This window comes from Candidatus Zixiibacteriota bacterium (assembly GCA_040752815.1).
In the GTDB taxonomy this organism is placed as follows: domain Bacteria; phylum Zixibacteria; class MSB-5A5; order GN15; family FEB-12; genus JAGGTI01.
Genome location: JBFMGC010000012.1, coordinates 14790 through 39605, shown reverse-complemented (window position 1 = coordinate 39605; position 24816 = coordinate 14790). Strand labels below are relative to the sequence as shown.

General features: G+C 58.5%; 15 protein-coding genes. 3 read left to right on the top strand and 12 right to left on the bottom strand.

Annotated elements, in window-relative coordinates; translation table 11 throughout:
- Positions 1 to 111: 111 nt before the first annotated feature.
- Both AB1772_04960 and AB1772_04955 read left to right on the top strand, forming a co-directional pair.
- On the top strand, positions 112 to 960 hold the full coding sequence (locus tag AB1772_04960; GenBank protein MEW5795693.1) for a hypothetical protein: 849 nt from the start codon (positions 112 to 114) through the stop codon (positions 958 to 960).
- A gap of 88 nt (positions 961 to 1048) precedes the next feature.
- Positions 1049 to 2077 (top strand): hypothetical protein, encoded by a 1029-nt coding sequence (locus AB1772_04955; protein MEW5795692.1) that lies wholly within the window; start codon positions 1049 to 1051, stop codon positions 2075 to 2077.
- Between the two features lie 170 nt (positions 2078 to 2247).
- On the opposite strand, the gene AB1772_04950 is transcribed toward AB1772_04955, so the two are convergent.
- From AB1772_04950 to AB1772_04910, 9 genes are all read right to left on the bottom strand, one after another.
- Complete coding sequence (locus tag AB1772_04950; GenBank protein ID MEW5795691.1) at positions 2248 to 3741, bottom strand: leucyl aminopeptidase; 1494 nt, start codon at positions 3739 to 3741, stop codon at positions 2248 to 2250.
- Between the two features lie 85 nt (positions 3742 to 3826).
- Positions 3827 to 5026, bottom strand: a complete 1200-nt coding sequence (aroC, locus tag AB1772_04945) for a chorismate synthase (GenBank protein ID MEW5795690.1) — start codon at positions 5024 to 5026, stop codon at positions 3827 to 3829.
- 52 nt (positions 5027 to 5078) lie between these two features.
- Positions 5079 to 6407: an HDOD domain-containing protein gene (locus tag AB1772_04940; GenBank protein MEW5795689.1), complete on the bottom strand. Its 1329-nt coding sequence runs from the start codon at positions 6405 to 6407 to the stop codon at positions 5079 to 5081.
- A 66-nt stretch (positions 6408 to 6473) separates the two neighbouring features.
- Positions 6474 to 9401: a response regulator gene (locus AB1772_04935; protein MEW5795688.1), complete on the bottom strand. Its 2928-nt coding sequence runs from the start codon at positions 9399 to 9401 to the stop codon at positions 6474 to 6476.
- Positions 9394 to 10716: a tRNA (N6-isopentenyl adenosine(37)-C2)-methylthiotransferase MiaB gene (gene miaB / locus AB1772_04930; GenBank protein ID MEW5795687.1), complete on the bottom strand. Its 1323-nt coding sequence runs from the start codon at positions 10714 to 10716 to the stop codon at positions 9394 to 9396. Before miaB ends, AB1772_04935 begins: the two co-directional genes overlap by 8 nt.
- A 179-nt stretch (positions 10717 to 10895) precedes the next feature.
- The gene (locus AB1772_04925; GenBank protein MEW5795686.1) at positions 10896 to 13166 is read right to left on the bottom strand and encodes a M1 family aminopeptidase; all 2271 of its coding nucleotides are present in this window, start codon (positions 13164 to 13166) and stop codon (positions 10896 to 10898) included.
- Between the two features lie 224 nt (positions 13167 to 13390).
- Entirely contained in the window at positions 13391 to 15751 is a 2361-nt protein-coding gene (locus AB1772_04920) for a dockerin type I domain-containing protein (protein MEW5795685.1), read from the bottom strand.
- 289 nt (positions 15752 to 16040) lie between these two features.
- Positions 16041 to 18500, bottom strand: coding sequence for an endopeptidase La (gene lon, locus AB1772_04915; GenBank protein MEW5795684.1), 2460 nt, complete (start codon positions 18498 to 18500; stop codon positions 16041 to 16043).
- Between the two features lie 194 nt (positions 18501 to 18694).
- The gene (locus tag AB1772_04910; GenBank protein MEW5795683.1) at positions 18695 to 18919 is read right to left on the bottom strand and encodes a cold-shock protein; all 225 of its coding nucleotides are present in this window, start codon (positions 18917 to 18919) and stop codon (positions 18695 to 18697) included.
- A gap of 181 nt (positions 18920 to 19100) precedes the next feature.
- On the opposite strand from AB1772_04910, the gene AB1772_04905 reads away from it, so the two are divergent.
- Positions 19101 to 20375 carry an NAD(P)/FAD-dependent oxidoreductase gene (locus AB1772_04905; protein ID MEW5795682.1) on the top strand — a complete coding sequence of 425 codons (1275 nt, stop codon included), beginning with the start codon at positions 19101 to 19103 and terminating at the stop codon, positions 20373 to 20375.
- A gap of 3 nt (positions 20376 to 20378) precedes the next feature.
- Here AB1772_04905 and AB1772_04900 read toward each other — a convergent pair whose 3' ends face one another.
- The 3 genes from AB1772_04900 to AB1772_04890 form a co-directional block, all read right to left on the bottom strand.
- The gene (locus AB1772_04900) at positions 20379 to 23075 is read right to left on the bottom strand and encodes a DEAD/DEAH box helicase (GenBank protein MEW5795681.1); all 2697 of its coding nucleotides are present in this window, start codon (positions 23073 to 23075) and stop codon (positions 20379 to 20381) included.
- A gap of 35 nt (positions 23076 to 23110) precedes the next feature.
- On the bottom strand, positions 23111 to 23371 hold the full coding sequence (locus AB1772_04895) for a hypothetical protein (protein MEW5795680.1): 261 nt from the start codon (positions 23369 to 23371) through the stop codon (positions 23111 to 23113).
- 672 nt (positions 23372 to 24043) lie between these two features.
- Entirely contained in the window at positions 24044 to 24775 is a 732-nt protein-coding gene (locus AB1772_04890; GenBank protein MEW5795679.1) for a TonB family protein, read from the bottom strand.
- Positions 24776 to 24816: the final 41 nt, after the last annotated feature.

Here is a 24816-nt window from a genome sequence, read left to right as displayed (position 1 = left end):
TTTTCTTTGGCGCCAGCGCTCGAATTCGACAGGCGTCCGGGCATCAAGAAACCGCCCCGGACAGCCGATAACAGGCAAAAGACCGCGGACTAAAACGGCTTAGGAGGAAAAATGCGCCTCAAGTTTGCACTCTTGTCTTTGGTGGTTGTGCTTTCTCTGGGAGTGAGCCTGGCAGTGGCCGAAACCGAGCAGGAGGTTATTAACCGATATCTGCAGAAAACGGTAGCCAAGCATACCACCAAGCTGAGTTGGATTTCATTCAGCGTCAGCATGGATAGGATCAATCGGCACAACGACTACAACGATTTCGCCATTATCGAGAGCGCCAAGCTGGGAAGCGGTGAGTTCTCGTGGATTAGACAGGGCTTCTCGGTCGGCGCCGATTTCGGTCTCATGGTACACAAGCGCTTCGCCTGGTCGCTGGGAGGCGAGTACTGGCTGAAGCTCGGCAATAACCTGCCGACCGGCAATACCTATTTGCAGTTGTCCACGAACACGGTTGTGCCTGCCGATCCGAAAAGCGAACTGAAGGTGTTCGGCTTCACCACCAGCTTGCAGTACTACCTGATCAACCCGCCGGTGGCCTCGGCTAAGCAGAATGCTTATTCCGTTCGAGTCGGTGGTTCGGTCGGTTACTACTCGGCGAGCTGGGATCTCTGGCCGGAGTACGAAAACCTGAATCTGGCTACAGCCGTGCCAGTGGGCACCAACTCTACCTACAAAGGCACCGCCCCGGGATTCAGTTTCGGCATGGGGGTCGATTATCCCCTCGGTTGGTGGGACCTGGGGCTGGCGGTCGACGCCAGCTATCTGTACCTGAACTTTGGCAATGTCTCCTGGTATAATAGCAACGATGAAGAGATTGTCGCGAGTCTCGACGGCACCGAGAATGGTCGGGTCGATCTGGCTCTCTCCGGTGTCCGGGGTAGGATCGAGATCAAGCGCTACTTCAACTGGTAATCAGATGCAGATTCGGGGGCGCCGTTATTGACAGGCGCTCCCGTCTGCTTATCTTGGGCCAGGTTGTTATTTACATTGGAGATTGCAAGTGATCAAACCACAAAACCGGATCGCCCGTTTCATCCCTGTCATCTTAATCGGTCTTCTTGCCCTGCCGGCGACTGCCGCCGATAAGCTGCCCGCAGCTAAAGCAGGGGCGATCGCAAGCCCCACGGGGCGGATCGCGTTCCTGAGAGAAAAACATGTATACATCATGGATGCCACCGGCGGCCATCAGATGATGATAAGCCAGGTCGGCAACGGCGACGGCCGCCTCAGTTGGGCACCCGACGGCAAGCGGATCGCGTTCACGCGTTCGGGAATTGCCAGAGTCGAACAGCCCGATCAGACGGGCGGGCATCATAAGATCTATGACATTTTCATCGCTTATGTTGACTCTGCCATGGCCGGAAATACCAACTTCTGGTACCGTATCACGGAAGGGGTGGGCGCGCGAGATCCGGAGTGGAGCATCGATGGCAAAACCATCATCTACTACAAAGACATGAACGCCAATTTTGTCGCCTCGTATGAGCCGAACTACCAGATCTGCATTATGACCAATCCGGAATCAGGCAACGAGGAACTCCTTCGCCGTGACTGGCAGAACATGACTGAGTTCCTGATCGCACCCACGATGAACGCCGCCGGCGATATCGTGTTCGTACACATGGTGAAAGGTTCGGAAGGCACCTATCGCCACCAGGGACTGGCCAAGCTTTCGCGCAACAACTTCATGGCGTCACTCACTGAGATCGGCAAGCAATCCGCGGCCAACTCAGGGCTGGTAGCTCCGGCCTGGTCTCCCGACGGCCAGTGGATAGCCTGCGTGAGCAATAAAATGGAGAGCCCGGGCATTTACCTTCTTCCGGCGGATCTTTCTGAGAGGTACCTGGTCTTTGCGCCGCCTCCAGGAGCGCAGAGTTTGTACTCATTCGCGCCCTCGTTTTCGCCCGATTCCAAGTGGCTGACTTTCTCTACAGCGGACGGCTCAATCTGGATTTGCGATATCACCGGCAATGGCGCCAAGCGCCTCACTGGCCCGGGCCAGGACAAGGCCCCGGCGTGGTCGAAGTAACCGGACAGTCAAAGTCTCCTGTTGTTTCACGAGTGGTGCCAAGTCTCAACCGGGTAGGTTGAAACCAGACCCCGCTTATGGGGCGGTTTCGACAATTGATGGCGGCTGTTGTTCAATCCCACCCGCAAGCGGGTGGGCAACTGGAGATGCGTCACCGCCGCGTGTATCGCCTACAGCTTCTTCCAGGTCGACAAGACTTCCACCAACAACCTCAGACCAAAACCGGTGGCCCCTTTTGGCGTGTACGGTTTGCCCGACGGCTCCAGATCGACATAGGCGATATCGATATGCGCCCAGGGCCAATCGCCCACGAAGTTTTCGAGAAAGGCCGCCGCGGCAATTGTCCCTGCGGGGCGTCCACCGGAATTGACCAGGTCGGCGATCCCTGATTTCATCTGGTCGCGGTGCTCGTCCCAGATCGGCAGCCGCCAGACTTTCTCGGCGGTGGCCTCCGAGGCACGATAGAGGCGCTCGAGCAACTTGTCGTTATTGCCGAGAATCGGCGCTCCCGCATAGCCGAGAATATACAAAGCAGCGCCAGTGAGAGTCGCGATATCGATCACTGCCTGGGGTTTGAATTTATTGGCGTAATCGAGGGCATCCGCAAGAATGAGGCGGCCCTCAGCGTCGGTATTGATGATCTCGATAGTCTTCCCCTTGCGCGATCTCAGAATATCGCCCGGGCGGGTGGCGTGACCCGACGGCATGTTCTCGGTGGCGGGTATCAGTGCGACAAGATTGAGACGCAGTTTGAGCCGCGAGGCGGTCAGCATGGTAGCCAGCACCACGGCGGATCCGGCCATATCCTGCTTCATCTCGTGCATGTCCTGGCCCGGCTTGAGCGAGATTCCGCCCGAGTCAAAAGTAACCCCCTTGCCGACCAACACCACCGGTCGGGAGCCAGCCCCCGCTCCCTTATATTCAAGAATGATAAATCGGGGCGGCTCATCGGAACCTTTCGCCACGCCAAGCAACCCGCCCATTTTCTCCTGGGCGATCGCGTTTTCATCGAGCACCCGGCATGAAACCTTGTACTTGCGCGCCAACTGCTGAGCCTTGGAGGCGTAGATTTTCGGAGTCAGATCACCTGCCGGCGTCTGGGCCAACTCCCTTACCAACAACTGTCCCTCGGCCACAATGGTCCCGCGCTCGACGGCGTTCTTCACGCGAGTCACCCATCCGGAGCGACCGACCGAAAATCGGATCCGCTTGAGCCGGCTCTTGTCCTCGGCCGCCTCGCCGGTCTTGAAAGCCCGATGCTTGAAGGCCCCCAGGAGATACCCTTCGATCGCCGCTTGAAAAAACGCGGGATCAGAGAAGTCACCGAAATACAGCGCCGCCGATTTAGCCTGCGTTACATACTTTTGTCTCGACAAGTCTCCGATCGCGCGGCGAAAAGCATCGGCGCGCAACTTCCTGCTCTCCCCCAGACCGGACAAAATCAGTCGACGGGTCTTAAAGCCGGCTGGTCTGGTAAACGTGATTATCTCTCCCGCCTTGCCGGTAAACTCTCCGGAATCCATAGCCTCGGCCAGCAGTCCGCCGACAGCATTGTTGATGATCTTGAGGTACGGACCGGCCGGTTTGTTGGTCTCAGTGCTAAAGCAGACTACTACATCCTCTTTTAGCTCGGCAAGCTTGTCGGAACTGAAATCGTATATCATCAAGGTCTCCTTTTGCCAGGAGCAGTCTATACGAGCGTGGTCCGGCGAGCAACTTAATTATGAAGCCGCAACAGCGAGGGCATGTTCAGTATTCGCACTCGAGGAAGGAGCGATAGTTGCGTTCGATCTCAACCAGATTGTCGGAGCCGAACTTATGCAGGAAGGCCTCGCCAAACACCATGGCGGCGACCGCCTCGCATATCACCGCCGCCGCCGGAACGACACAGACATCGGTCCGCTCCACCATGGCTGTCGCCGGGTGCTTGGTCACGACATCAACCGTCTGCAGTGGTTGCATCAGTGTGGATATGGGTTTGACCGCCACGCGCGCGATTACGTCCTCACCGTTGGTGATACCCCCCTCCAGACCACCGGCATGGTTGGTCTTGCGGAAGAACCGTTTCCGGGCCGGATCACCGTTGGGATCATAGAATATTTCATCGTGGGCGGTCGAGCCGCGCCTGCTTGACGCGGCAAAGCCGAGCCCGATCTCGACCCCTTTGACCGATTGGATCGACATGAGCGCCCCCGCCAGACGGCCATCGAGTCGGTCGCGTGACTGAGCGAAGCCGCCCAGGCCTGCGGGCAACCCGCTCACGATAACTTCGGCGATCCCGCCGAGGGAGTCCCGCTCTTTTATCGCCTGTTTAATGGCAGCTTTCATCCGGGTCGACACGGCGGCATCAATACAACGGACATCCGACTTCTCAGACAGCTTTGCAATTTGATCAACATCAGGGCGATGCTCATCGTCCCCGAGGGCAACCTCGCCTATCCGCACCACATGGGAGGCGATCCGCACGCCAAAGTGCTCAAGCAACTGCCGCACCAGAGAGCCCGCGGCCACCCGGGCAGCAGTCTCACGCGCGGAGGCCCGCTCGAGCACATTGCGAAGATCATGCCGGCCAAGTTTGATTCCACCGGCCAGATCAGCGTGCCCCGGGCGAGGGCGGGTGGTCTCTTCGAGTAGTCGCCGCTGTTTGGGAGTAAGATCAGAGGGCGGTTTCTGAACCGGATCCATGATAGGCGCCCAGTTGACCCAGTCACGGTTTTCTATGACGAGTGTCACCGGGCTGCCCAGGGTCAGGCCGTGGCGGACGCCCGAGACGATTCCGGCCTGGTCATTCTCGATCCGCTGCCGCCCGCCACGCCCATGCCCTTTCTGCCGACGCTGCAGATGGCGGTTGATTTCTTCGAGCTTCACCGGCATCCCGGCAGGGAGACCGTCGACAATAGCCGTGAGACAGGGCCCATGGGATTCCCCGCTGGTGAGATAGCTCAGCATGGCCTTAGGGTACGAAATTGGAGCGCTTGGGTCAACTCGATCTGCAGCCGGGTCAGACCTTGATTTCGGCTTCTTCGGGAAGGACCAGGCCGGTTTCCCGATCGAGCTCCCGGAGCCGTCGCTGAATACGGTCATCCATGTTCATGGCGCGCGAAGTCGAAAGGAATTCGGTTTCATCAATCGGCGAAATCTCCCGCATTTCGGCCAGGACTGCCACGATCTTCTTTACGGCGGCGTCCATTACATCCAGCCCGCCGGGCAGTTTAGCCAGCAGCGCGTCCTTCTCGCCTTTCTTGAGCTGCAGTCGCAGCATTTGAGAACGGCCGTAAATGGCCATGGCGGCGTTGTTGATGTAGTGCGACAGGGTGGCCATGGCGATGGTCTTGGTCTCCGAGGCCCCGCGGGCACGCTCTTGCTGCAGAAGGCGCTGGGTCAATTCCTGCCGCTCTTTGAACAGATTTTCGACCATGAAATAGGTGCGCCAGATTTCTTTGTTGGCGCGCGACAGGATGCTCTCCACGTTGCCGATATCGACCTCGAGATACTCTGCGGTCGCCACCGTGGTGGACATGAGCGAGACCGAGATGGCATCTACTTTGTCTTTGGCCAGCCCCAGCGCCCGAGCCGATTCGGTGATAGCCGGAAGGCGGGTCTCAAGGTCCAGTATATGTCCGGTGAGACTCTGGTCCACCATTAGAGTCGCCAGGCGAACAATGCGCGGAATTGGATTTCCCGATTCGGCCGCGTGCGTGCTATGATGATCGCGAATGGCCAGCGCCACGTACTCCGGCAGACGCCAGCGCGTAGCCAGCAGGTGCCCGACCTCGCAGTGGTCGGTGCCGAACACCCGGCGTTCGGTTTCCACTACTCCTGCTACGCCGTGATGCCGACCCTCCGCCACGCGACGATATTCCTTCGGATAATGGTGCAGGAATAGGAGCGTTCCCATATCGTGGAGAAGCCCGGCAATGAATGCCTCCTCGGTGGAGCGGTGTCCTATCGCCCCGGCAATCTTCTCGCAGGCAGCGGCGACTGTAAGCACGTTTTCGAAGTACCTCTGGGGATCGATGCCGGAATCGGCCTTGATCTGTTCCGGGTGAAAAACCGATGACGACAGCGCCAGGCACTTAACCGTGACCGCTCCGAGCGTCTGCACCGCCTGGTGGACATTGGACACGCGGGAATAGCGGCGGTACATGGACGAATTCGCCATTTTCAGGATTTTCGCAGTCAGAGGCGGATCCTTAAGAATTATCCGGGCCAGCTGCTCGGACCCAAAGTCAGGATTATCCACCTGCTTGAGTATTTCCGCCAGAGCCTGGGGCAGGGATAGAAGATCTCTTCCCTGTCGGACCTGCGAGAGAATTGTCATCTTGTCCATGGGCACGTACCTCTGGTTGTCCTTCCCTTTATTATCGGCACAATGGTCGGGATAATGAGAGAGAGGCTATGCCCCCGCGCGGCCGGCAACCACCGCTCGCACGACCGAGGTCAACTGCTCCATTCGAAACGGCTTGTAAAGTACGTCTGATATGCCCGCCTCGGCGAGCTGGTCGGCGTTCAGCTCCGTGCTCCAACCGGTCACCAGAATCACCGGTACTCCCGGCCGGAGACGGCTGATCTGGCGGGCAACCTCCAGCCCAGACATTTTGGGGAGCGCCAGATCGGTCAGGACAGCGTCGAATTGCTGCCTCTCGGCCAGGCGAAGTCCCTCTTCGCCGGATGACGCGGTCCGGACCTCGTACCCAAGCGACTGTCCCATCGCCGAAATGAGATCGAGGATAACCTGCTGGTCGTCGATAGCCAGCAGTCTTGCCCTGGGTGTCGGGCTTCCTGACAAAGGCGCCGGGATAGTGGGACTCACCGGGAACCGAAACGACAGGTAGGCCGGTACCGGCCGTTCGTCATCGACGGCATACCCGGTGCCGGATTCCTGCACCTGAGTTAGGAATATGTCCGATGGCCGACTGCGCAGGGCTTCTTCGGCGGCGACATATCGTCCGAACCCGGCCACGGGAGCAACCGGCGGGAAGTTGCGGCGATGGCGCGAGACATCGAGGTACACGTACTTATCGCGCGAGTAGGTAGCGATTGTGAAGATATCATCCTCATCGGCCAGTGCGGAGAAGCGATCCAGAAGCGTCCTGAAGAGCTCAGCCAACCGATTCGCGGGAAGGGCCATCGGCGGGACCGTCTCGAGGTTACTGAAGATTTCGCGTGGCCGCTGGCCGGCCATGTGGACATTTCCCGACACCTTAAGTTGAGCCAGTTCGCGCTCCACCACACGACTCACCGTCTCGGTTACTCCAGCCCCCTCAAACCCGCCTGTTGGCCCCGCGGTGAGTGTCCGCCGCGCTACGTCGGCGGCCTCCTCGGCGCGGGTGATTATATCGCGCAGCCGTCGGCGAACATCTTCCGACAACTGGCTGTCCTGGGCCGTAAGCTCAGCCGTGCCGATCACCGCAGCCAGGTGGTTATTCAGCCGATTGAGCGCATCACCTGTCGAAGCCCAGGTAACAGAGATTACGCCAGCCTCGCCGGCGCGGCTCAGACGTGCCGTGGTGAGCCGAAGTGTGCAGAGTCCCGCCGCCAGGGTCAGCAGGCGTTCCCATTCGGCGCGTTCCGACTCATCCATAACGTGCGCGGCGATCATCGCCACCGTCGTGCTTTCTCCATCGCCGACCGGGCAATAGGCCACATACTCAGGCCAGCCCCGCTCACCGAAGAAGCGCTGGAAGGTAGAGCGAACCTGATCGTCATAAGTATCGAAATGCCGGGCCACGGCGCCTCGCCCGTGGATGAACGTACTTTCACCCGAAGCGGCCACCGCGCCTGCTCCGCCTCTGCCGGAGTGGACGAGGATGTCATCAAAGAGCTCCGCGTTTTCACCCGGGCTAACTGTCTGGACGCGGTAGGACGATGCGCTATCGGCAAAAAACGCAAGACAGATGGTCTTTCGGGGGAGCACACGACCCAGCGTTTCCAAAAAGAAGCGCACACCGCTCCGAGAATCCCGGCCCGGGAGCTCCGCACGAAGCAGTTCGACCACGACCTCGAACCCCTTGCGGCGGGTCAACCGAAGGCGATTATCCTCTTCCATGCGGATGACCAGGCCGCCCAGCGCAGCGAAGCTCTCGATCAGTTTCAGGGACTTGTCGTTCACCGTAAAAGCCGGACCCGGTTTAACCAGCAGGAGGGCGTCGGACTTCGATCCCGGCACCGGCAGGACGAGGTTGGACTGCACCACCTGCTTTCTCACTTCGGCGTCGCCCGATTCTTGATTGATGATAAGGGGTCGGGCGCGATCTATCCCCTCGATCATGGACGCCCGGAGGTTTTCAGTCAGATCGAACAGCGGTTCGCTGCTGCCATGGAACACAAGCGCGCCCTGCCTGATGCCGCAAAGATGAACCGATTCCGAATCGGCCAGTCCAACAAGCGAGCGGCAAAACCCGTTCGCGGGATCCGAGCCGGCCGCCGCGCGCGCCGAGGAAGCAACTCTGCCGGTCAGGTCGCTTACGTTGGCAGCCTCGGTTTCACGCAGACGCTCCGCCTGGGCGAGGAGTCGGCCGAGTCTCGCAGATTTGATCTTCTCGGCGAGCCACTGCGCCACAGGGGCCAGATAGCGGATGTCTCTGGCTACAAAAAAGTGCGGTTCCTCGGAAAAGAGAAGCAGGCCGCCAACCTGCTCCATGCCGGAGAGAAGCGGCAGCACCAGCACACTCTTGAAACGGGAGTCAATTCGCCCGCCGGTGCGATCGAAAAACTCAAACTGCGCCAGCAGCATCGGATCGCCCAGCTCCACCGCCTGGCTTACGACATTGCGTCCCAGAGGATAATACTCGAGGCATGCTATCTCGTCCTTATGCAGACCCGCTGAAGACGTAAGCACGAACTGCCGCTGTGCCCGGTTGACCAGAAGGACCGCCCCCGCCGCCATGGGATACTGCACCAGTATTTCCCGCAGCGAGATATTGAGCATCTCGAGCAGATGATACGGCTGACGGCTGTCGAGCTGGAGATTATCCAGTATGGAGAGACGGCCGAACCGTTCCTCTACCTCGGTGCGCCGTTCCTGCCAGTAGTCGGCGTACAGAGCGAGGCCGGACACACCGAGAAGCAGGCCGATTGCGCCGAGAAGGGATTGGGCGAGGTCGATCAGTGGATACGCGCCGGCGATAAACCAATCCGTGTAGTTGGGCGCCAGCTCCACCACCCCCCAGAGCGACACTACCAGCAGCAAGACTCCGCCCACAACAAATGGCAGACGACCACCGATGTCGCGGCCGGTAAAGAACCCAAAGCGATAGATGAGGAATCCGAATATAAGCACGACCAAAAGCGGCGCGGCAACAGTTGTCACGACTTCAACCATGACTTCCTTCCTCTACCGGCTCGCCGTGCAGGGTAAAAGCATCAGCAGATGTTATCCTCAACGGTACGATCGCCCCGACTTTCGGATCTGAAGCTTCGAACAAAACCGTCTTGTTGCCCTCCGTGCGGGCACGCGCGAATTTATCAGAGCGGCGCGAACGTCCTTCCAGGAGCACCTGCCTCACCTGGCCGACCTCGCGCTGATTCCGGTCGTAAGAGATGGACTGCTGCAGGGCGATCAGTTTATTCAGCCGTTCGATCTTTGTCTCCTCGGGGACATCGTCCACGAGTTTGGCTGCTTCGGTGCCGGGACGAACAGAGTATCGGAACATGAAGGCCGAGTCGTACTGTATCCGGCGAACGGCGTCAAGGGTCATCTCGTATTCGGCCTCGCTCTCACCGGGAAAGCCGACAATCAAATCCGTAGTCAACGCCAGATAATCGAGAGCGCTTCGGAGAGAATCAACAATCTTTAGGTAATGATCGAGGGAGTAATACCGCCCCATTCGCTGCAGAATCCGGTCCGAACCGGACTGCAGCGGCAGATGGACGTGCGGCATGAGTTTTGTCTCATCGCCCAGCACCTCGACCAGCTTCTCGGAGAGATCCTTGGGATGTGAGGTCATGAACCTAATGCGTGGGATATCGGTCTCGCTGGCCACTCTCCGCAGCAGATCGGGGAAGTCGGTACCGTTGTAACGGTAGCTGTTGACATTCTGACCGAGCAGCATCACCTCCGAGACGCCCTCGTTCGCCATCTTTCGGACGCCCTGCAGAATGTGCTCGGGCGAGTGCGCCTGCTCGTGACCGCGAACGAACGGCACGATGCAGTAAGAGCAGAAATTGTCACACCCGCGAGATATGGTCACGAAGCCTGAGTACGTGTTTTCGCGGACCGGCTCGATTTGGTCGATGCTTTCGTGGCCGAATGCGGTCATGACCGGCGAGGTTCCCTCGCGCCCTTCGATCACATCGGGCAGTTCGAACACCCGGTCCGTGCCAAGAACGTAGTCCACCTGGGGAAGCTGATCGATAAGCTCGTCGCCCAGCCGCTGTGCCATGCAGCCGACCACGGCGATCCTGACCCAGGGTCTGTCTTTCTTGAGTGCTCCCAGCGTTCCGAGCCTACCCACTACCCTCTGTTCCGCTTTTTCGCGAACCGAGCAGGTGTTGAGAATGATCAGATCCGCGTCGGCCACGTCTTCGACACGTCGATATCCCCTCGTCGTAAGTGTAGCGACAAGGGTAGACGAATCCGCCAGGTTCATCTGGCAGCCAAATGTTGTAACGTGAAAGCTGCTAATCTTCCGATCCACAGGCACGGCGCTCCTCGGCGAGTACATATCCCGGTGCCCACCCACAGCACGCAGCAATAACGCCCTGGGCGGAGCCAAAATCAACATGTTTTCCTGCAGCGCAGGCCCCGGCCGAACGGGACAAAGAAAGCGGCCTGTCCGCTGTGGGACAGGCCGCCGAAAGCCCATGTCTGGGATGACTACAGACAGTTCGGGAGCTCGACTCCAGAGATAAAGACGTGGTCGATGAGAATGGTTACGTCGCCGATCGATATGTCGCCGACGGTCGGCTCAGGGCCGCCCGACTGATTGACATCGGCCTCGGTGAGACAGTCCGGCACCGAGCCGGTGATAAACAGCAGGTCGATAAGCATCGTGATATCGCCGATCGTTGGTTCGTCGCCACCCTCCCCGTTGACATCACCTACCTGGCCGCTGCAGCAGGGCGGAGTCGTAATGGCGATATCAAAGCGTCTCTGGTCGGAATAGCCGGTGGCCGGGTTGACAAAACCCACCTGGAAGCTGTAAACCCCCTCCGTGGTAGGTGTACCGGAAATAACGCCCTCATTGGAGATAGTCAGCCCAGGAGGCAGGATTCCACTCCCGATTGAAACTACGTTGGAGCCGGTGCCGCCGCGTGTCTCGATGGTGTCGAGATAGGCTATATCCACCAGGCCGTCCGACAACTCGGCGTCGAGCGTGATAATGAACATCTGCCAGGCCGGGTTGGAGACGTTTTTGAGAACCCATCCGGCCGGATCGAGCTTAATCTGGGTGAGATCGGCCGGTTCATTAAACTTGAAGAACTCGCTTCGTTCGTCGATAGTTAGAGTGATTGTATCATCCGGCTGTCCGGAATAATCGAAAAAGAAATCCACCGGCATCTCAAACACCTGGGGATAGGTGGTTTGGGTTTGCTTGACGACGAGATAGATGTCATAGCCGCCGGAATCCGATGGCTCGTCCATGTAGTAGAAGCTGTAGTTGGGACAGTACTGCCCGTAGAGCCACTGAAGCATGAAGGCGTCGAGATCGACCCCGGTGGCGATTTCCCAACACTGCTGAAATTCGTATGAAGTCGCCGACGAATAAGCGAATACGTTGTAATACGCCTCCACCCCGGTCGCAAACAGCTCCTCGCCCAGCACGCCGCGCAGCATGTGAACCACCCAGGCGCCTTTGTCGTAGCTGAGATTGCCGTTGAAGATACGATAGACATTGGCAGTATCATCGCACCACACCGTGCCGGAGCCTTTATAAGCCATCGTATTCATGTGGCTGTGATAAGCGGCCCAGCCGCTTATACCCAACTGATATACCGCCTCGGAGTACGACGCCCACCCCTCGTTAAGCCAGATATCATGCCATGATTCGCACGTCACCAGGTCGCCCCACCACTGATGGCCCAGTTCGTGCACCGTAACTCCCCAGCCGAATCCGAATGTGCCGCCACCCATCGACGTGCACGTCTGATGCTCCATAGCGCCGCCCCACTCGAAATTAGCGTGGCCATACTTCTCGTTTGGAAACGGATAGGGACCAAAGTCATCGGCCAGTGTGGCGATCATGGTCGGGGTCTGGTTCCAGGTAGTGAGTGACAGGGCGTAGTAGTCCGGATACACGTGATGAATCACCGGCATCGTATCGAGTTCGTCGCCGGTATTGGTAAAGATATAGGGTTGCTGCCAGACGGTGTAGGGAGCAATCGCCACCGAAAACAGATAAGTCACAATAGGGTATCGAACCGTGTAGTGAAACGTCCGGCTGTTGCTACCCGGCACAGTCGTGATGGAATCGAGCGTACCGTTCGAAGCACAGTACAGCGCGGTATCGGACTCGATATGAATACCCATGGAGTCCGGTTTGTCATCGTTGCGGTCCTTGCACGGCCACCAGGTGCGAGAAAAGTAGGGCTCGGAGAGCGAACTGATTACCCGATACCCGTTGCGAAAATCGAAGGCAAAGGCCTGCAAGCCGCCCTCGACCGGATGCCCGCTGTAAGCGATATCGAACTGAAACTGCTCACCGGTGTCATAGCTCTGATCCAGGGTCACCGTTACGTAGTCGCCCGATCGGGAGAATGCCAACGGACCGGAAGAACCGGTGATGCTGTTTACGGCCATAGCAGTGTGCAGGTCGACATCGATCTGGGTCACTCCGTCCGCCGCAGCAGCAGCAACCAGCGTGACATTACCATAGAGGATCTCCGTCGTATCGTTTACCCGGATAGACACATCATACCATTTCACATCGTAGTTGGTCTGCGGAACCTGGGGGAGACTGGCGGCCGCCTGCTGCATGCGGCGGGATCGGTCAAGCGCCTGAGCCTTGGCCTCGCCGAGAATGCGGTGAAGTTCGGATGCTGTTAACCCATCGGGATTGACAGTAGTGATATCCTGCGCGCCAAGGCCGGAACACGGGGAGAAGAGAACAAGCGAAATTACGAGAAGTGTGACAAAACTGGCCGACATTCTCAAAGCAGACCTCCTGATACGACTTGAACAACTGGTGAAGGCGTTGCAGTCAATAAGTTTTCCGCCCGGGCAAAGGCGTGGTGTAACAGGCTACTAACTCTTCAATATCGGCAATCTGCAGCCGATTGTCAAGGGTTGTTCCCAGGATGTTGCCGGGATGACCAAAAAACGAGCGTCCCTGCTTCCGGCGGAGACGCTCGAACAACGTGGAATTCTGTTCTTCAGTATGGGTTGCTGCAGAGCGGCACGAGGTCAACGTAGAGGTAATCGATTATTGCCGCAATATCTCCGATGTTTATGTTACCGTCGCAGTCTACGTCCCCCACCATCGTAACCGGCATCGGGGCGTGCTCCAGCTCAAACAGGTAGTCGATCATCCAGGCAACATCCTGAACGGTGATCTCCCCGTTCCAGTTAACATCGCCCCGCAGCTTCCACACTTGCAGGAGCAGCGGAACCACCAACGGGTTGTTAGAAGCGGACGGAGACAGGATAGAAATGTTGACCGCGTACTCGCCCAGGGTGTAGCCGGTGGCATCTATCAAAAGCGGGCTTTCGTCAGGAACGGCCCCTTGAGTTGTCACCGGTGTCAACCAGCTCAAATTCTCGCTTATCTCCCAGTTCATACAGCCTGGATTGACATTGGCAATCTGAAGTCCCTCGTACAATTGGGGACCGGAATCTTCCTGGTAGGCGATCTTGAGCGGAGTACCGGGAACGAAGATGGTGGGCGGCTGCGGTGTCGGGAGGAAATTAAAAGTGACCACTACCATCTGCGGTTTGTTCATCGCCCAGAGCGAGGTAACCCAGATTGTATCCGTGTACGTTCCGGTAGGGACGTCGGGGAGTTTCGCATTTACCTGATACGTGTAGGGCGCGTTGCGCCTGGTCTCAGCCCCGATGATCTGAAACCGTTCGGAGTTGTAGACAATCTCGATGGCCATCGGTTCATCATAGCCGTCATTGGTCACTGTGAATTCGCTCGTAGGGAGCGAGTTGCCGTATCCCTGATAACACTCGTAGACATTAAACTCGATGGCATCGGTAGACAAGCCGATAACCGCCGGACCGACCGGAAACCGCAGCCAGCATTCCACCATGACCGGCGAGTTGATCGCCTCATTGGAGTAAACCCAGACCGTGTCGATTATCAGATCGGGGATTAGGGGATCAGGACCTGGATTAGTGGGAAAATAGAACAGAAGAGAAACTGAGTCGGGGGCCGATGAGGTATCCGGCGTGACATTCAGGATATTGGGTGAGCTGGTCTCGACCCAGAAATTCAGGGAGCCGGGACCACCGTTGCGCACGCCGAACGAGCGAATGAACATGGGACCTTCAACGGCCCAGTCTACCGGCCAGTAATTGGGGATCGAGTCTATTACTAAAATGGGCAGGTCCGAGGCCATCGACAGGCGCACCGGCACCTTCACCGGGCTGTTGGTCGCTGCCGGATCGGATACGACAATGGTATCACTGTACTGGCCGAAGGACAAACCGGTGGTATTGACCGACAGGGTAACCGTGCCGGCATTTACTCCCGACGGCGGGTTAAGCGAAAGCCAGGCCTCCGAGTTGGTGACCGACCAGTTGAGTGTCGACTGGCCTGTGTTCGTTATGCCCAGGGTCTGATTGGGCGGATTTGCGCCGCCCACGATCGCGTTGAAGAAGAAGATCGTCTTATCCACTCCGATCGCGGGCTGCTGTGGGTTGACCACCAGCTCGACATAAAGAAACTGCGGCGAATTGGACGCACCGGCGGATTCGAAGCGAACAGAGTCGAAATAGGTGTCAGCCACGAGCCCGGTAGTCGTAATGGAGATAGTGACAGGCTGGGGTGTGGTGCCGCTCGACGGAGATTTAAGTAGCCAGGGGATGCTTTCGACTACATTAAAGGCGAGCGGCAGTTGATCGGATGTGACCTCCACAACCTGGGGCGGCGGGTTTCCCAGCCCCTGCGTGGCCTCAAAGCGCAGAGTGTCCTCGGAAAGGAGCAGATTGGAGAGAACCGGGCGGTTGGCGTCGTAAACCACGACTCGACCTGCCCAACGGGGGCGGTATTCGACATTGCTGAAATCAACGAACTCGAGCCCGGCGCCGAACACCTGCGCCGTATCCACCACCAGCGAATCGAACACCGTCCAGCTTGATAGAACACAGTCATACCGGGCCACGTGCTTGGCAGTCATGCTTGCCAGGAGGCCGGTACCCGCGAGCCTGGTACCGGTGAACTGGAAGCGATCGTACTTGTTGGTGCTGTCCTTGTTGTTGTTACGATAAAGGAAGCGGATAAAGTCGAAGGCCGACTGACCCAGGGGCGTAAAGGCCGCGTTGGTCATGGTCAGCTGGTCGTTTATCCACTTGAAACCGATTGCTACACTGGACAGGTTTTGTACGTCGTTGAACAAGTACAGATCAATGGTGACATTGAGCTGGTTGGTGTTGGCGTCGGGGCGCAGACTGATGTCTATGCGCACCGTATCGGCCAAACCCTGATCCTTGGGATCCTGACCCTGGCCCGTAACCGTTGCAGATAGCGCAAGCGACCACACCAATAGCGCCGCCCCGATCTTCGTGAACATGGTTTACCTCCATGCGAAACGCAGCATGTCGTTACCGGTTTTTCTTCGTGTGACCTGGTCGGAACCTGAGCACTTCACACTTGCGAGCGCCCGGCGCCTTGCCGCCTGAGGGCCGGTGTGTGCTCTATATGGTTCACATGAGACCGCTTGAGGTCAAGTATCGTATACCCGTGACAGGCTGACACACAATCATGCCGTCACCCTGTCTGCAGCGAATATACCCCCGCGCCTCGAGGCGTGTCAAGCAGTTATTGGCTGGTCGTTCGGAGTGTAAACACAAATGGACAGACTAACGGCCGCGGCGCGCCGCGGGTCGCCTCTTGCGCGGCGATTTCTTGCGGGCGCGGGCGATTTCCTCCGCGAAAATCTTCTCGAGTGTGTGCGTGGACGGCTTGAAATCAAGGAGGCATAGCTCGAAAAGCTCGTCAACGCTCTCGATGAAATAGAACTTGGTCAGGCGGATTATCTCGCGCGGTATGTCCTTGAGGTCCTTCTCGTTCTCCTTGGGCAGGACCACGTAGTATATCCCCGCGCGGAATGCGGCCGAGATCTTCTCTTTGGTCCCGCCGACCGGCAGTACCTTGCCGCGCAGGGTGACCTCGCCGGTCATGGCGATATCGTTGCGGATCGGCCGCTCCGACATAACCGAGGCGATCACCAAACAGACTGTTATCCCGGCGGAGGGACCGTCCTTGGGAATCGCCCCGGACGGGAAGTGAATATGGATATCAAACTCGTTAAAGTCGTTAAAGTCGATCCCGAGCACGTCGGCCTTGGAGCGGACGTACGAATGGGCGGCCTGAATCGACTCCCGCATGACCTCGCCCAGTGAGCCGGTCGTGATAATCTGCCCGTCCCCTTTCATCTTCAGCCCCTCGATAAACATCAGCTCGCCGCCGGCGCCGGTCCAGGCCAGGCCGGCCGCATTGCCGATCTCCGGCACTGATTCGGCTTTTTCCGGAATGTACTGAGGCGTGCCCAGATAAGAGTCGAGAGTCTTCTCCGTGACCGTCCAACTGTGCTTGTGGTTCTCGGCCTTTTGGAGTGCGATCTTACGGCAAATCCGTTCGAGCTGCTGCGAGAGGCCGAGCAGTCCGGCTTCCATGGTGTAATTCCCGATGATTTTCGCCAGGGTGCGATCGGAAATGCGCACCTCGGATTTCTTCAACCCGTGCCGTTCGAGCATACTCGGTATGATGTATCGTTGGGCGATAGCGATCTTTTCACGCTCGATGTATCCGGGCAGCTCGATGATTTCGAGCCTGGGTACAAACTGTTCGGGGATTTCTTCGTAGGAGCGCACCGAGCACACGAAGAAGATGCGGCTCAGGTCGATCGGCACACCGATATACTGATCGAGGAAGTGCGAGTTGTAGCGGGCATCGATCACTTCCAACAGGGCCATATTCACCGACGAATTGTTGTCGATGTTGAAGTAATCGATATCCTCGAGCAGTACTACGGAATCGAGACTTCCCGCCTGTCTGAGCGTTCGCACGATCTGACCCGGCTGTGCGCCTAGATACGTGCGCGGGGTGCCTTTGATGTCGGCCACAGTCGTGATCCCGCCGACTGATATACGGATGAACTCCTTGCCGATAGCGCGAGCGATGGCCTTGGCCAGCGAGGCTTTCCCCGTACCGGGAGCGCCGACCAGGCACAGGGTCGGGCCCTCGTCCTTTCCTCCCATCAGCTTTCGCACCGAGAGCCTTTGAAGAATTCTTTCTTTAAGGGAATCCGGGCCGAAGTACTCGGTGTCGACGATCTTCTGAACCTCGCTGATCTGATAATTCTCCGGGGTAACCTTGGCCCAGGGCAGGTTCAAAAGCCAGTCGAGGTAGTTCTTGGTTGCGCCGTATTCGGCGGAGGCCGGCGAAATCTGCCCGAGGCGCTCGATTTCAATTCGCGAACGGTCCAGCACCTCATGCGGCAACTTGGGCATGCTTTTCACCAGCCGCTTCCACCGAGCGACCTCGCGTTCCTCACTGAAATCCTCGCCGAGCTGCCGCCGAATCTCATGGAGCTGCTGACGAAGGAAGTACTTCTCCTGGTCCGACTCGATCCGCCTCTTGACCTTGTCCTGGATACTGAGCACGGTCGCCGCCCGGTTGAGCTCGCTGTTTAGCTGCTGGAGCAACAAATCGTAACGTTCGTCCAGGAAATGGCATTCCAGCAGTTCCTGTTTGGCTGAAAGCGAGAAGTGAAAACTGGCGGCAATGTGATCGGCCAGGAGCGACGGGTCCTCCACGTTTCGCTTGAGAACATTTGACAACTCGGGTGAGTAGGTCGGGTCGAGATGAGTAATCTCGTTGACAATGGAGATAACCTCGTTGACCCGCTCTCGAATAGCCTTCGGGACGAAGGCCGGGGTGTCGAGACCGAGCACGTGTCCCTGAAGAAACGGCTCCTGGCTCGTGATGGAACTAATCGCCACCCGACGAATCCCCTCCAGCGTGACGACTTTCGTGCCTCCGGTGCCCTCGTGAATGTCCCGCGCCTCGGCCAGCACGCCCACCTGGTGGATGGGTCGAGCGGCTGGGGTATCAAACCCGGACTGGGTGTAAGCGGCCACGAACGGCGTGCGCGCGGCGGTTACGTGTTCCAAGAGCGCGAGATTTTCAGGTCGCCCGACGTGGATGGTAATCATCAAGCCCGGAAACAGCACTTCCGTCATGAGCGGAAGAATCGGATGGGTCTCCTCGCGGTCGCTGGCGACCATCTGCAGTCGGTGTTTGCTCTTAACAATCATAAGACCAGGCCATCAATCCAATTATCGGACAATAAAGGGCATTATGCATACGCCGTAAACCAGATTCGGTTCGGCCTCATGCCCTTTCGGTCGGCAAGCGTAGCCCGGACAAACCGTTCCGCGCCGGGCTGACTGGTTCGCCTGCCCTGCTGATAACATTATTGGACCTTCCCCCGAAATGTCTGAAAACAATCTCAGGAAGCAGTTTCTTCCACTACCCTGACTTCCTGGGCCTGAAGGCCTTTGTCTGCCTGCACTACTGAGAACTCGACTTTCTGTCCTTCCTGAAGTCGGCGGTAGCCGGTCTGTGCAATCTGCGAGTGATGAACGAAGATGTCGTCACCTTTATCGCGGACGATAAAACCGTACCCCTTCTCAGCGCTAAACCACTTCACGGTGCCGGTTTCGCGCTCTGCCATAGTGAGTGTACTCCTGCAAAACAGTTAATGCGGTGGACAGCGTATAGAGGATCCGCCGGGGCCAATGCCTGGCTTGACACGCTACAACTTCTGCCCGACTGCCCCAAAGGTAGTAAATCGCCGGTCGCCTTGCCAAGAAAATTCTTCGGCGTTCTATTGGAATGGGTATATTCGAGGCGCGATGACTCATGCTGATTCACCACCGCGGCCTCCTCGGAAAGTGGTAGTAGTCGGCGGCGGTGCTGCCGGCCTCATGGCCGCCGGTATTGCCGCGTCACAGGGCGCCAGGGTGACAGTGCTGGAGAAGACGGGCCGCACCGGCACGAAACTCGGCATCACCGGAAAAGGGCGCTGCAACCTGACAAATTCCGCGCCGCTAGAGCTGTTTCTCAAGGCGTATGGGCACCAGCGTCAATTTCTCCGCCAGGCGTTTATGCGCTTCTTCAGTTCCGACCTCGTAGCGTTCGCGGAGAGTCTCGGCATACCGGCTGAGCTCGAACCGGGCGGCAAGTACTTCCCGACCGGCAATCGCGCGCCGGAGTTTGCGGAGGCCCTCGCCGAGTGGACCGTCGCCTCCGGGGCCGCAATCGACAAGAATTCCGCTGTCAGTGAAATCGTGGTGAGAGATCGGCGCATTGCCGGTGTTCGCGTAGGCAGCCACAAGGTGGTCCCAGCAGATGCGGTCATCATCGCCACCGGGGGACTGTCTTATCCGGAAACAGGATCGACCGGCGACGGTTACTCGCTGGCCCGCGCGCTTGGACACACTATCGTGCCGACTCGCCCCGCTCTCGTGCCTTTAGAAACTAAAGGAGACATCGCCCCTCGGCTTCAGGGTCTAAGTCTGCACGATGTGGCAGTCAGATTAATCACGCAGGACCGGCCACAGGCCGCGTTACTGGGCGACCTGGTGTTCACGCACTATGGGCTCTCCGGCCCGGTAATTCTGCTCGTCAGCCTCGACGCGGTCGACAGCTTGTCGGCCGGCAAAAAAGTCGAGATATCATTCGATCTGCTTCCGTCGCTCGATGAGCGAGCGCTGGAATCGCACCTGCTCGAACGTTTTAGTGGGTTGGGAACAAAACAGTTACAGAACATCCTTAAAGAGCTGCTTCCATCCAGCCTGGTGCCCGTTTGTCTTGATCTGGCCGACGTCTCCGGGAACATTACCGGCAGCCAGGTCACCACCGCGGAGCGGCGTCGCCTGAGACATTTGCTCAAAGACTTTCGCCTGACTGTGACCGGACACCAAGGCTACGCTGAAGCCACCGTGACTGCGGGTGGTGTCGATCTCGCCGAGGTCGATCCGCGCACGATGCAGTCACGCCTGGTGGCTGGGCTGTATTTCGCCGGTGAGGTGCTCGATATCGATGGCCCCACCGGCGGCTACAATCTTCAGGCGGCCTTCTCCACCGGCCGGCTGGCCGGACATTCGGCCGCCACGGGTGGACCGTAGCTGTCAATTCACCGCGCAGGGCCGGTTCCCGGATTCGAACAGGCTGCGCAGTTCGTAGTCGGGATGGCTCTTCAGGTTGTCCACGTTCAGCCGGATCTTGTCGGGATCGATCTGCAGGCGGTAATAACCCAGCCGGTTGTTCTCCACCACCGGCCAGCCCGAATTAATCCCCGCCGCAATCTCGTTCTTCATGCGGTAGAGATAGCGAGCCTGGTTGAAACCAACCTCGATATCCTCCTTGTAAATCCAGCCGGACGAATCATTGACCCGGGACCAGGCCAGCTTGGCCAGGTACTTGAACGACTTCCCGGTCAGTCTGACCGGGAAGCCGTCGATTCGCACCAGGTACCGATCAGCCTCGTAGCTGCCATCGATTTCGATCATCCGAGGCTGCTGACAAAAAGGCGACCGGAGATCAAGAGTAGCTGACTGCATATCAACCTCCTCTTTAAGGTTATTGATTATGTCGCTAATATGCTTTGACTTAGAGTCGCTGCCAAACAAGTCGACAAAGCGCTGCTCGGACTGTCGGCCGAGATCTTCGAGAGTTTCTATTCCGGCCGCGCGAAGGGCAAGAAAGTCGCACCGCCTCAGTGCGTCCCCGAGACGCCGGTGAATCTCCTGATACTCCGGCGGCAGGCCGAACCGGAGTGAGAAGGCCAGCTCGGAAAGAAGCCGAGGGCGATCCGATTCGCGGTCGCTCGTGGCGATCAGGCGACCGAGTGCCGAGACCAAATGCGCCGCGGTCCGCCCCAGGTACTGAATCTGCCCCAGGTGCAGGTGGAAACGCTCCTCGAGTCTCTGCACCGGTGTCAGGCAGCGCCACTGGTCGAGCAGCAGCGCCGACTTGAGTGTCGCTGCCGCGCGATACGACAGAGGGCGATGGCGATAGTCCTCCGGCAGGAGCGGCACCGCTTCCTCGACCGAATGATCGAACCGGCGATAGAGCATACGCACCGGCACGTTGTTACTCTGCTCGTAACTGGACAGAATCGCCGGCGGGAGCGCCCACTCGCGCGAGCTGAGCGCCAGGCAGAGCCACCCGAACGGCGTCTCCGGCTGGTTGTGATCATTGAGAAGCCGCCGCAAGTGTTCCGTGACCGCGACCGACAGCCCAGCGGTGACCGCCGCCGAAGCAACCGGTGTGGCGGCCGGCGCGCCGTCATCTCCCCTCTCGACGAATCCCTGATCTATAAGGCGGACAATCGCGGCCGCAAAGTCGGGCGACGCTCCCGTTGACTTGCCGCCTGTGTCACCTAACCGGGAATAGAGAGTGTGCGAGAACACTCGCGACAAATCGTCTTCGCTGTGCGCCAGGCCACAGACAATCATGTGCAGGACCCAGTCATCGGTCGGCAGACTGCTCCATGCGGACTGGATCGGGCACGATGCAGTCGGAGCGATATAGGCATTCCAAAGCACGTCACTGTCGAACGCCGATTCGGCCATCAGCACCGCGCGACCCGGCTGCTCGCTGCCGAAACCGAGCCTCCCGGCCCGGCCAGTCATGTTGTCGAACTCGGCGCGGCTGATCGGGACCAACTCGGGACGCGAGTCGTAAGCGCCCGACGCGTACTTGACGGTTTCGAGATAGACATAATCGGCAGGCAGGTTCACGCCCAGCGCCAGGGTGGTCGTGGCGCACAGGACTGATATCTCCCCCGAACAAAATGCCTGCTCGACTGTCGCCCGCTGACGCGATGACAGGTCGGAATTGTGGAAAGCCACACCGTGACCAAGCGCCTGGCTGAGCGACCGGAGCAAAAATGACGGCTCATCGTCGGTCAGTTGCGCGAGCGCCTGCCGAGCCGGCGGCCGTCCCAACGACGCCGCGAGTTTGAGCGCGAGGTTCACCGTATCGGTGCGCGATTTGAGAAAGATCAGGGTCTGCCCATTGTCGGATTTGATCCTCTCGGCCAGCGACTGGGCTATCTGGTCGGGATCATCATGAGGGCTCATCCCGACAAACGGCTCGGAACCATCGCGGCCATCATTGTAGGTCCGGTACGTAAGCGTGCCGTTGGCAGCGACTCCGCGGATGAGTTCGCGCGGACGGACGGTCTCTTCGACAATCACCGCGCCAAGCCAATCCGCCAGCGGCTCGATTCGCTGCTCCACCAGCACCGCCGACAGCCCGACAATTCCCGGCCTGTACTCGGAGGCCACGATCCGAGTGAGCAGCCGTTCCAGCACCGCGCCGCGCCCCGGCTCGGCAATCGTCTGAATTTCGTCCACCACCACCAGGCCGATATTGCGCAGGAGATCGAGTCGCCCGGCGAGAGCCAGATCGAATTTCTCGACAATCGCGAGTGCGATGTGATATTGCCCACGCAGAAACGGCTCATCGTTTTCCGGATGATCGCCGGTAAGAATAAGACACCTGATCCCAAGCGGCGCGTAGGTTTGCTGAAACAACCGGTACTTTTCCTCGGCCAGCGAGCGAAGCGGGAAGACCATTACCACTCGTCGCTGCTCAGCCAGTGCCCGAGCGGCGGCCAGTTCCGCACAAAAAGATTTCCCCGCCGATGTCGGCGCGGCAATGATCATGTTGGGGCGTTTCGTGTCCGGCGAAAGAGTGTCCAGCAGACCCTGGCGGATCGCCCGACGCTGCACCGGCAGGAGCGTATCACCCTGGCGCTTTCGCCAGGCGTCGATTATCCGCTCCGAAATGCCGTATCGTTTCAAATCGGCCAATTGCATCAGTCTTCCTCCCTGCCGGGATCCACCATTCCACCTCAGGCCAGACAACTCTCAAACCCGCACGATGGGCAGGCGCAGCATCGTCCCTGGCGGATCATACCTCCGGAGCAGTCCGGGCAGGTTTCGACATTCTGGTAAGCGTAGTTGTCGCTGTCGCTGAACTGGTAGAGATCGACAGTCGGGAACGGGTGCAGATTGTCGAAATCAATCTCGCTTGCCAGCGGCGCGGTGACTATGGGAAACAGGCCGACCTGGGTTGCGGTCGGGAATTGATCGAGGAGCATATTGGTTTTCACATGGCCTCCTGGCCTAAAGGGTTCATATTGGCTTGATCGGAAAATACTGCACATTTGTGCAGGTGTCAAGAGGAAAAATGAGAAATTTCGAGGCGGGGAACAGCTAAAATTCTAACCTACGGTCCGTCAAGAAGATAGACTGTCCGACCGGCTCACCCTTCGAGTGGGGTTGGAGCCGCAGGGCGGAACCTCGCCACGGCGAGCAAGCGCTTCAATCCCGTCATGCTGGTGCCCCAAGGTTTCGGGAGTATTGAAAGATCACATGGCGTGTTTGTTGGCCGGGTAGTCCGCCGCGGCGGGGCCCGGCAGCACGAAGTGCGAAACTTCACGAATCCAAACCAAACAAGCTGTCTCAAAACCTCGATCTGTTGCGTCGGGTCTTGCTTCGAGCCCGACTCGCTCCGCGGGTCGGGCTCGAAGTGGGACCTGGCGCCGATTGGTGGTGGACGAGGACGTCCATTACCCACCCGGGAGGAGCGGCGGCAGGTCTCAGTCCGGGCCCTCTTCTATCGGGTCCGGACAAGGACCCGGGATCAAGTCCGGGGCAGGCTCTGCTGCAACGACTTTAGACTTCTGAGAGAGCATTCAAAGAGTGGATTACCTATTCGCCGGATACAAAGAAAAACGCCCGGCACGAAGCCGGGCGCCTGGCGATCTTACCTCTTGAATGTTCTATTGCTTAATAACGAAATCTACTTTGTATGTCACCCACATCGCTACTGGACGTCCGTTCTGAATGGCCGGCTTGAATTTGTTCTTCGGTGCGGACTTCAGGGCAGCATCGTCGAGAAGCGGCGTCCCCGACGACTTGTAAACCGCCGCATCCTTGACCGAACCGTCTTTGCCAACCAGAGCTTTTATCCAGACCCTCCCCTCCAGGCCGGCGTCCTTGGCCAGGCGCGGATACTCCGGCATCTCTTCGTAGATCATCTCGGCCGGTACCTCTACCGGCACGAACTCGTCCATTGACGGCAGGTAGTCTTCCTCGGCGATATCGACCACGATATCCTGCGAGGAACCGTCGGACACAATATCCGGCGCCACGATGTCCGCCATCTCTTCACGAGTGGCCAGCACGACATCTTCGTCCATGACCTCGTCGTCAGCTACCGGAGTCGGGATACCAACTTTAGGTGCCGCTACGTTAGGCTGGTTGACCTGGACCTGCGGCGGTTTCTTGGCCAGGGTCGGCGGCGGGCCGAGGTCGGCCACAGTCGTGATCCTGACCGGCTCCGTGTTGATTGCTTCCTCGCCGCCCATCTGCTGAATCAGCCAGGCGACAACGAGAATGAGCAGTATGAACGTAGTCGTGGCCAGCGTCCCAAACATGAAATTGCGCTGGTACTTCGCCTTCAGTTCATAGGCTCCGTACGGTGAATACAGGGCCGATTCATTACTTGCCATATACCATCACCTCTACTTCTTATACCGCGTCGGCCGCCTGC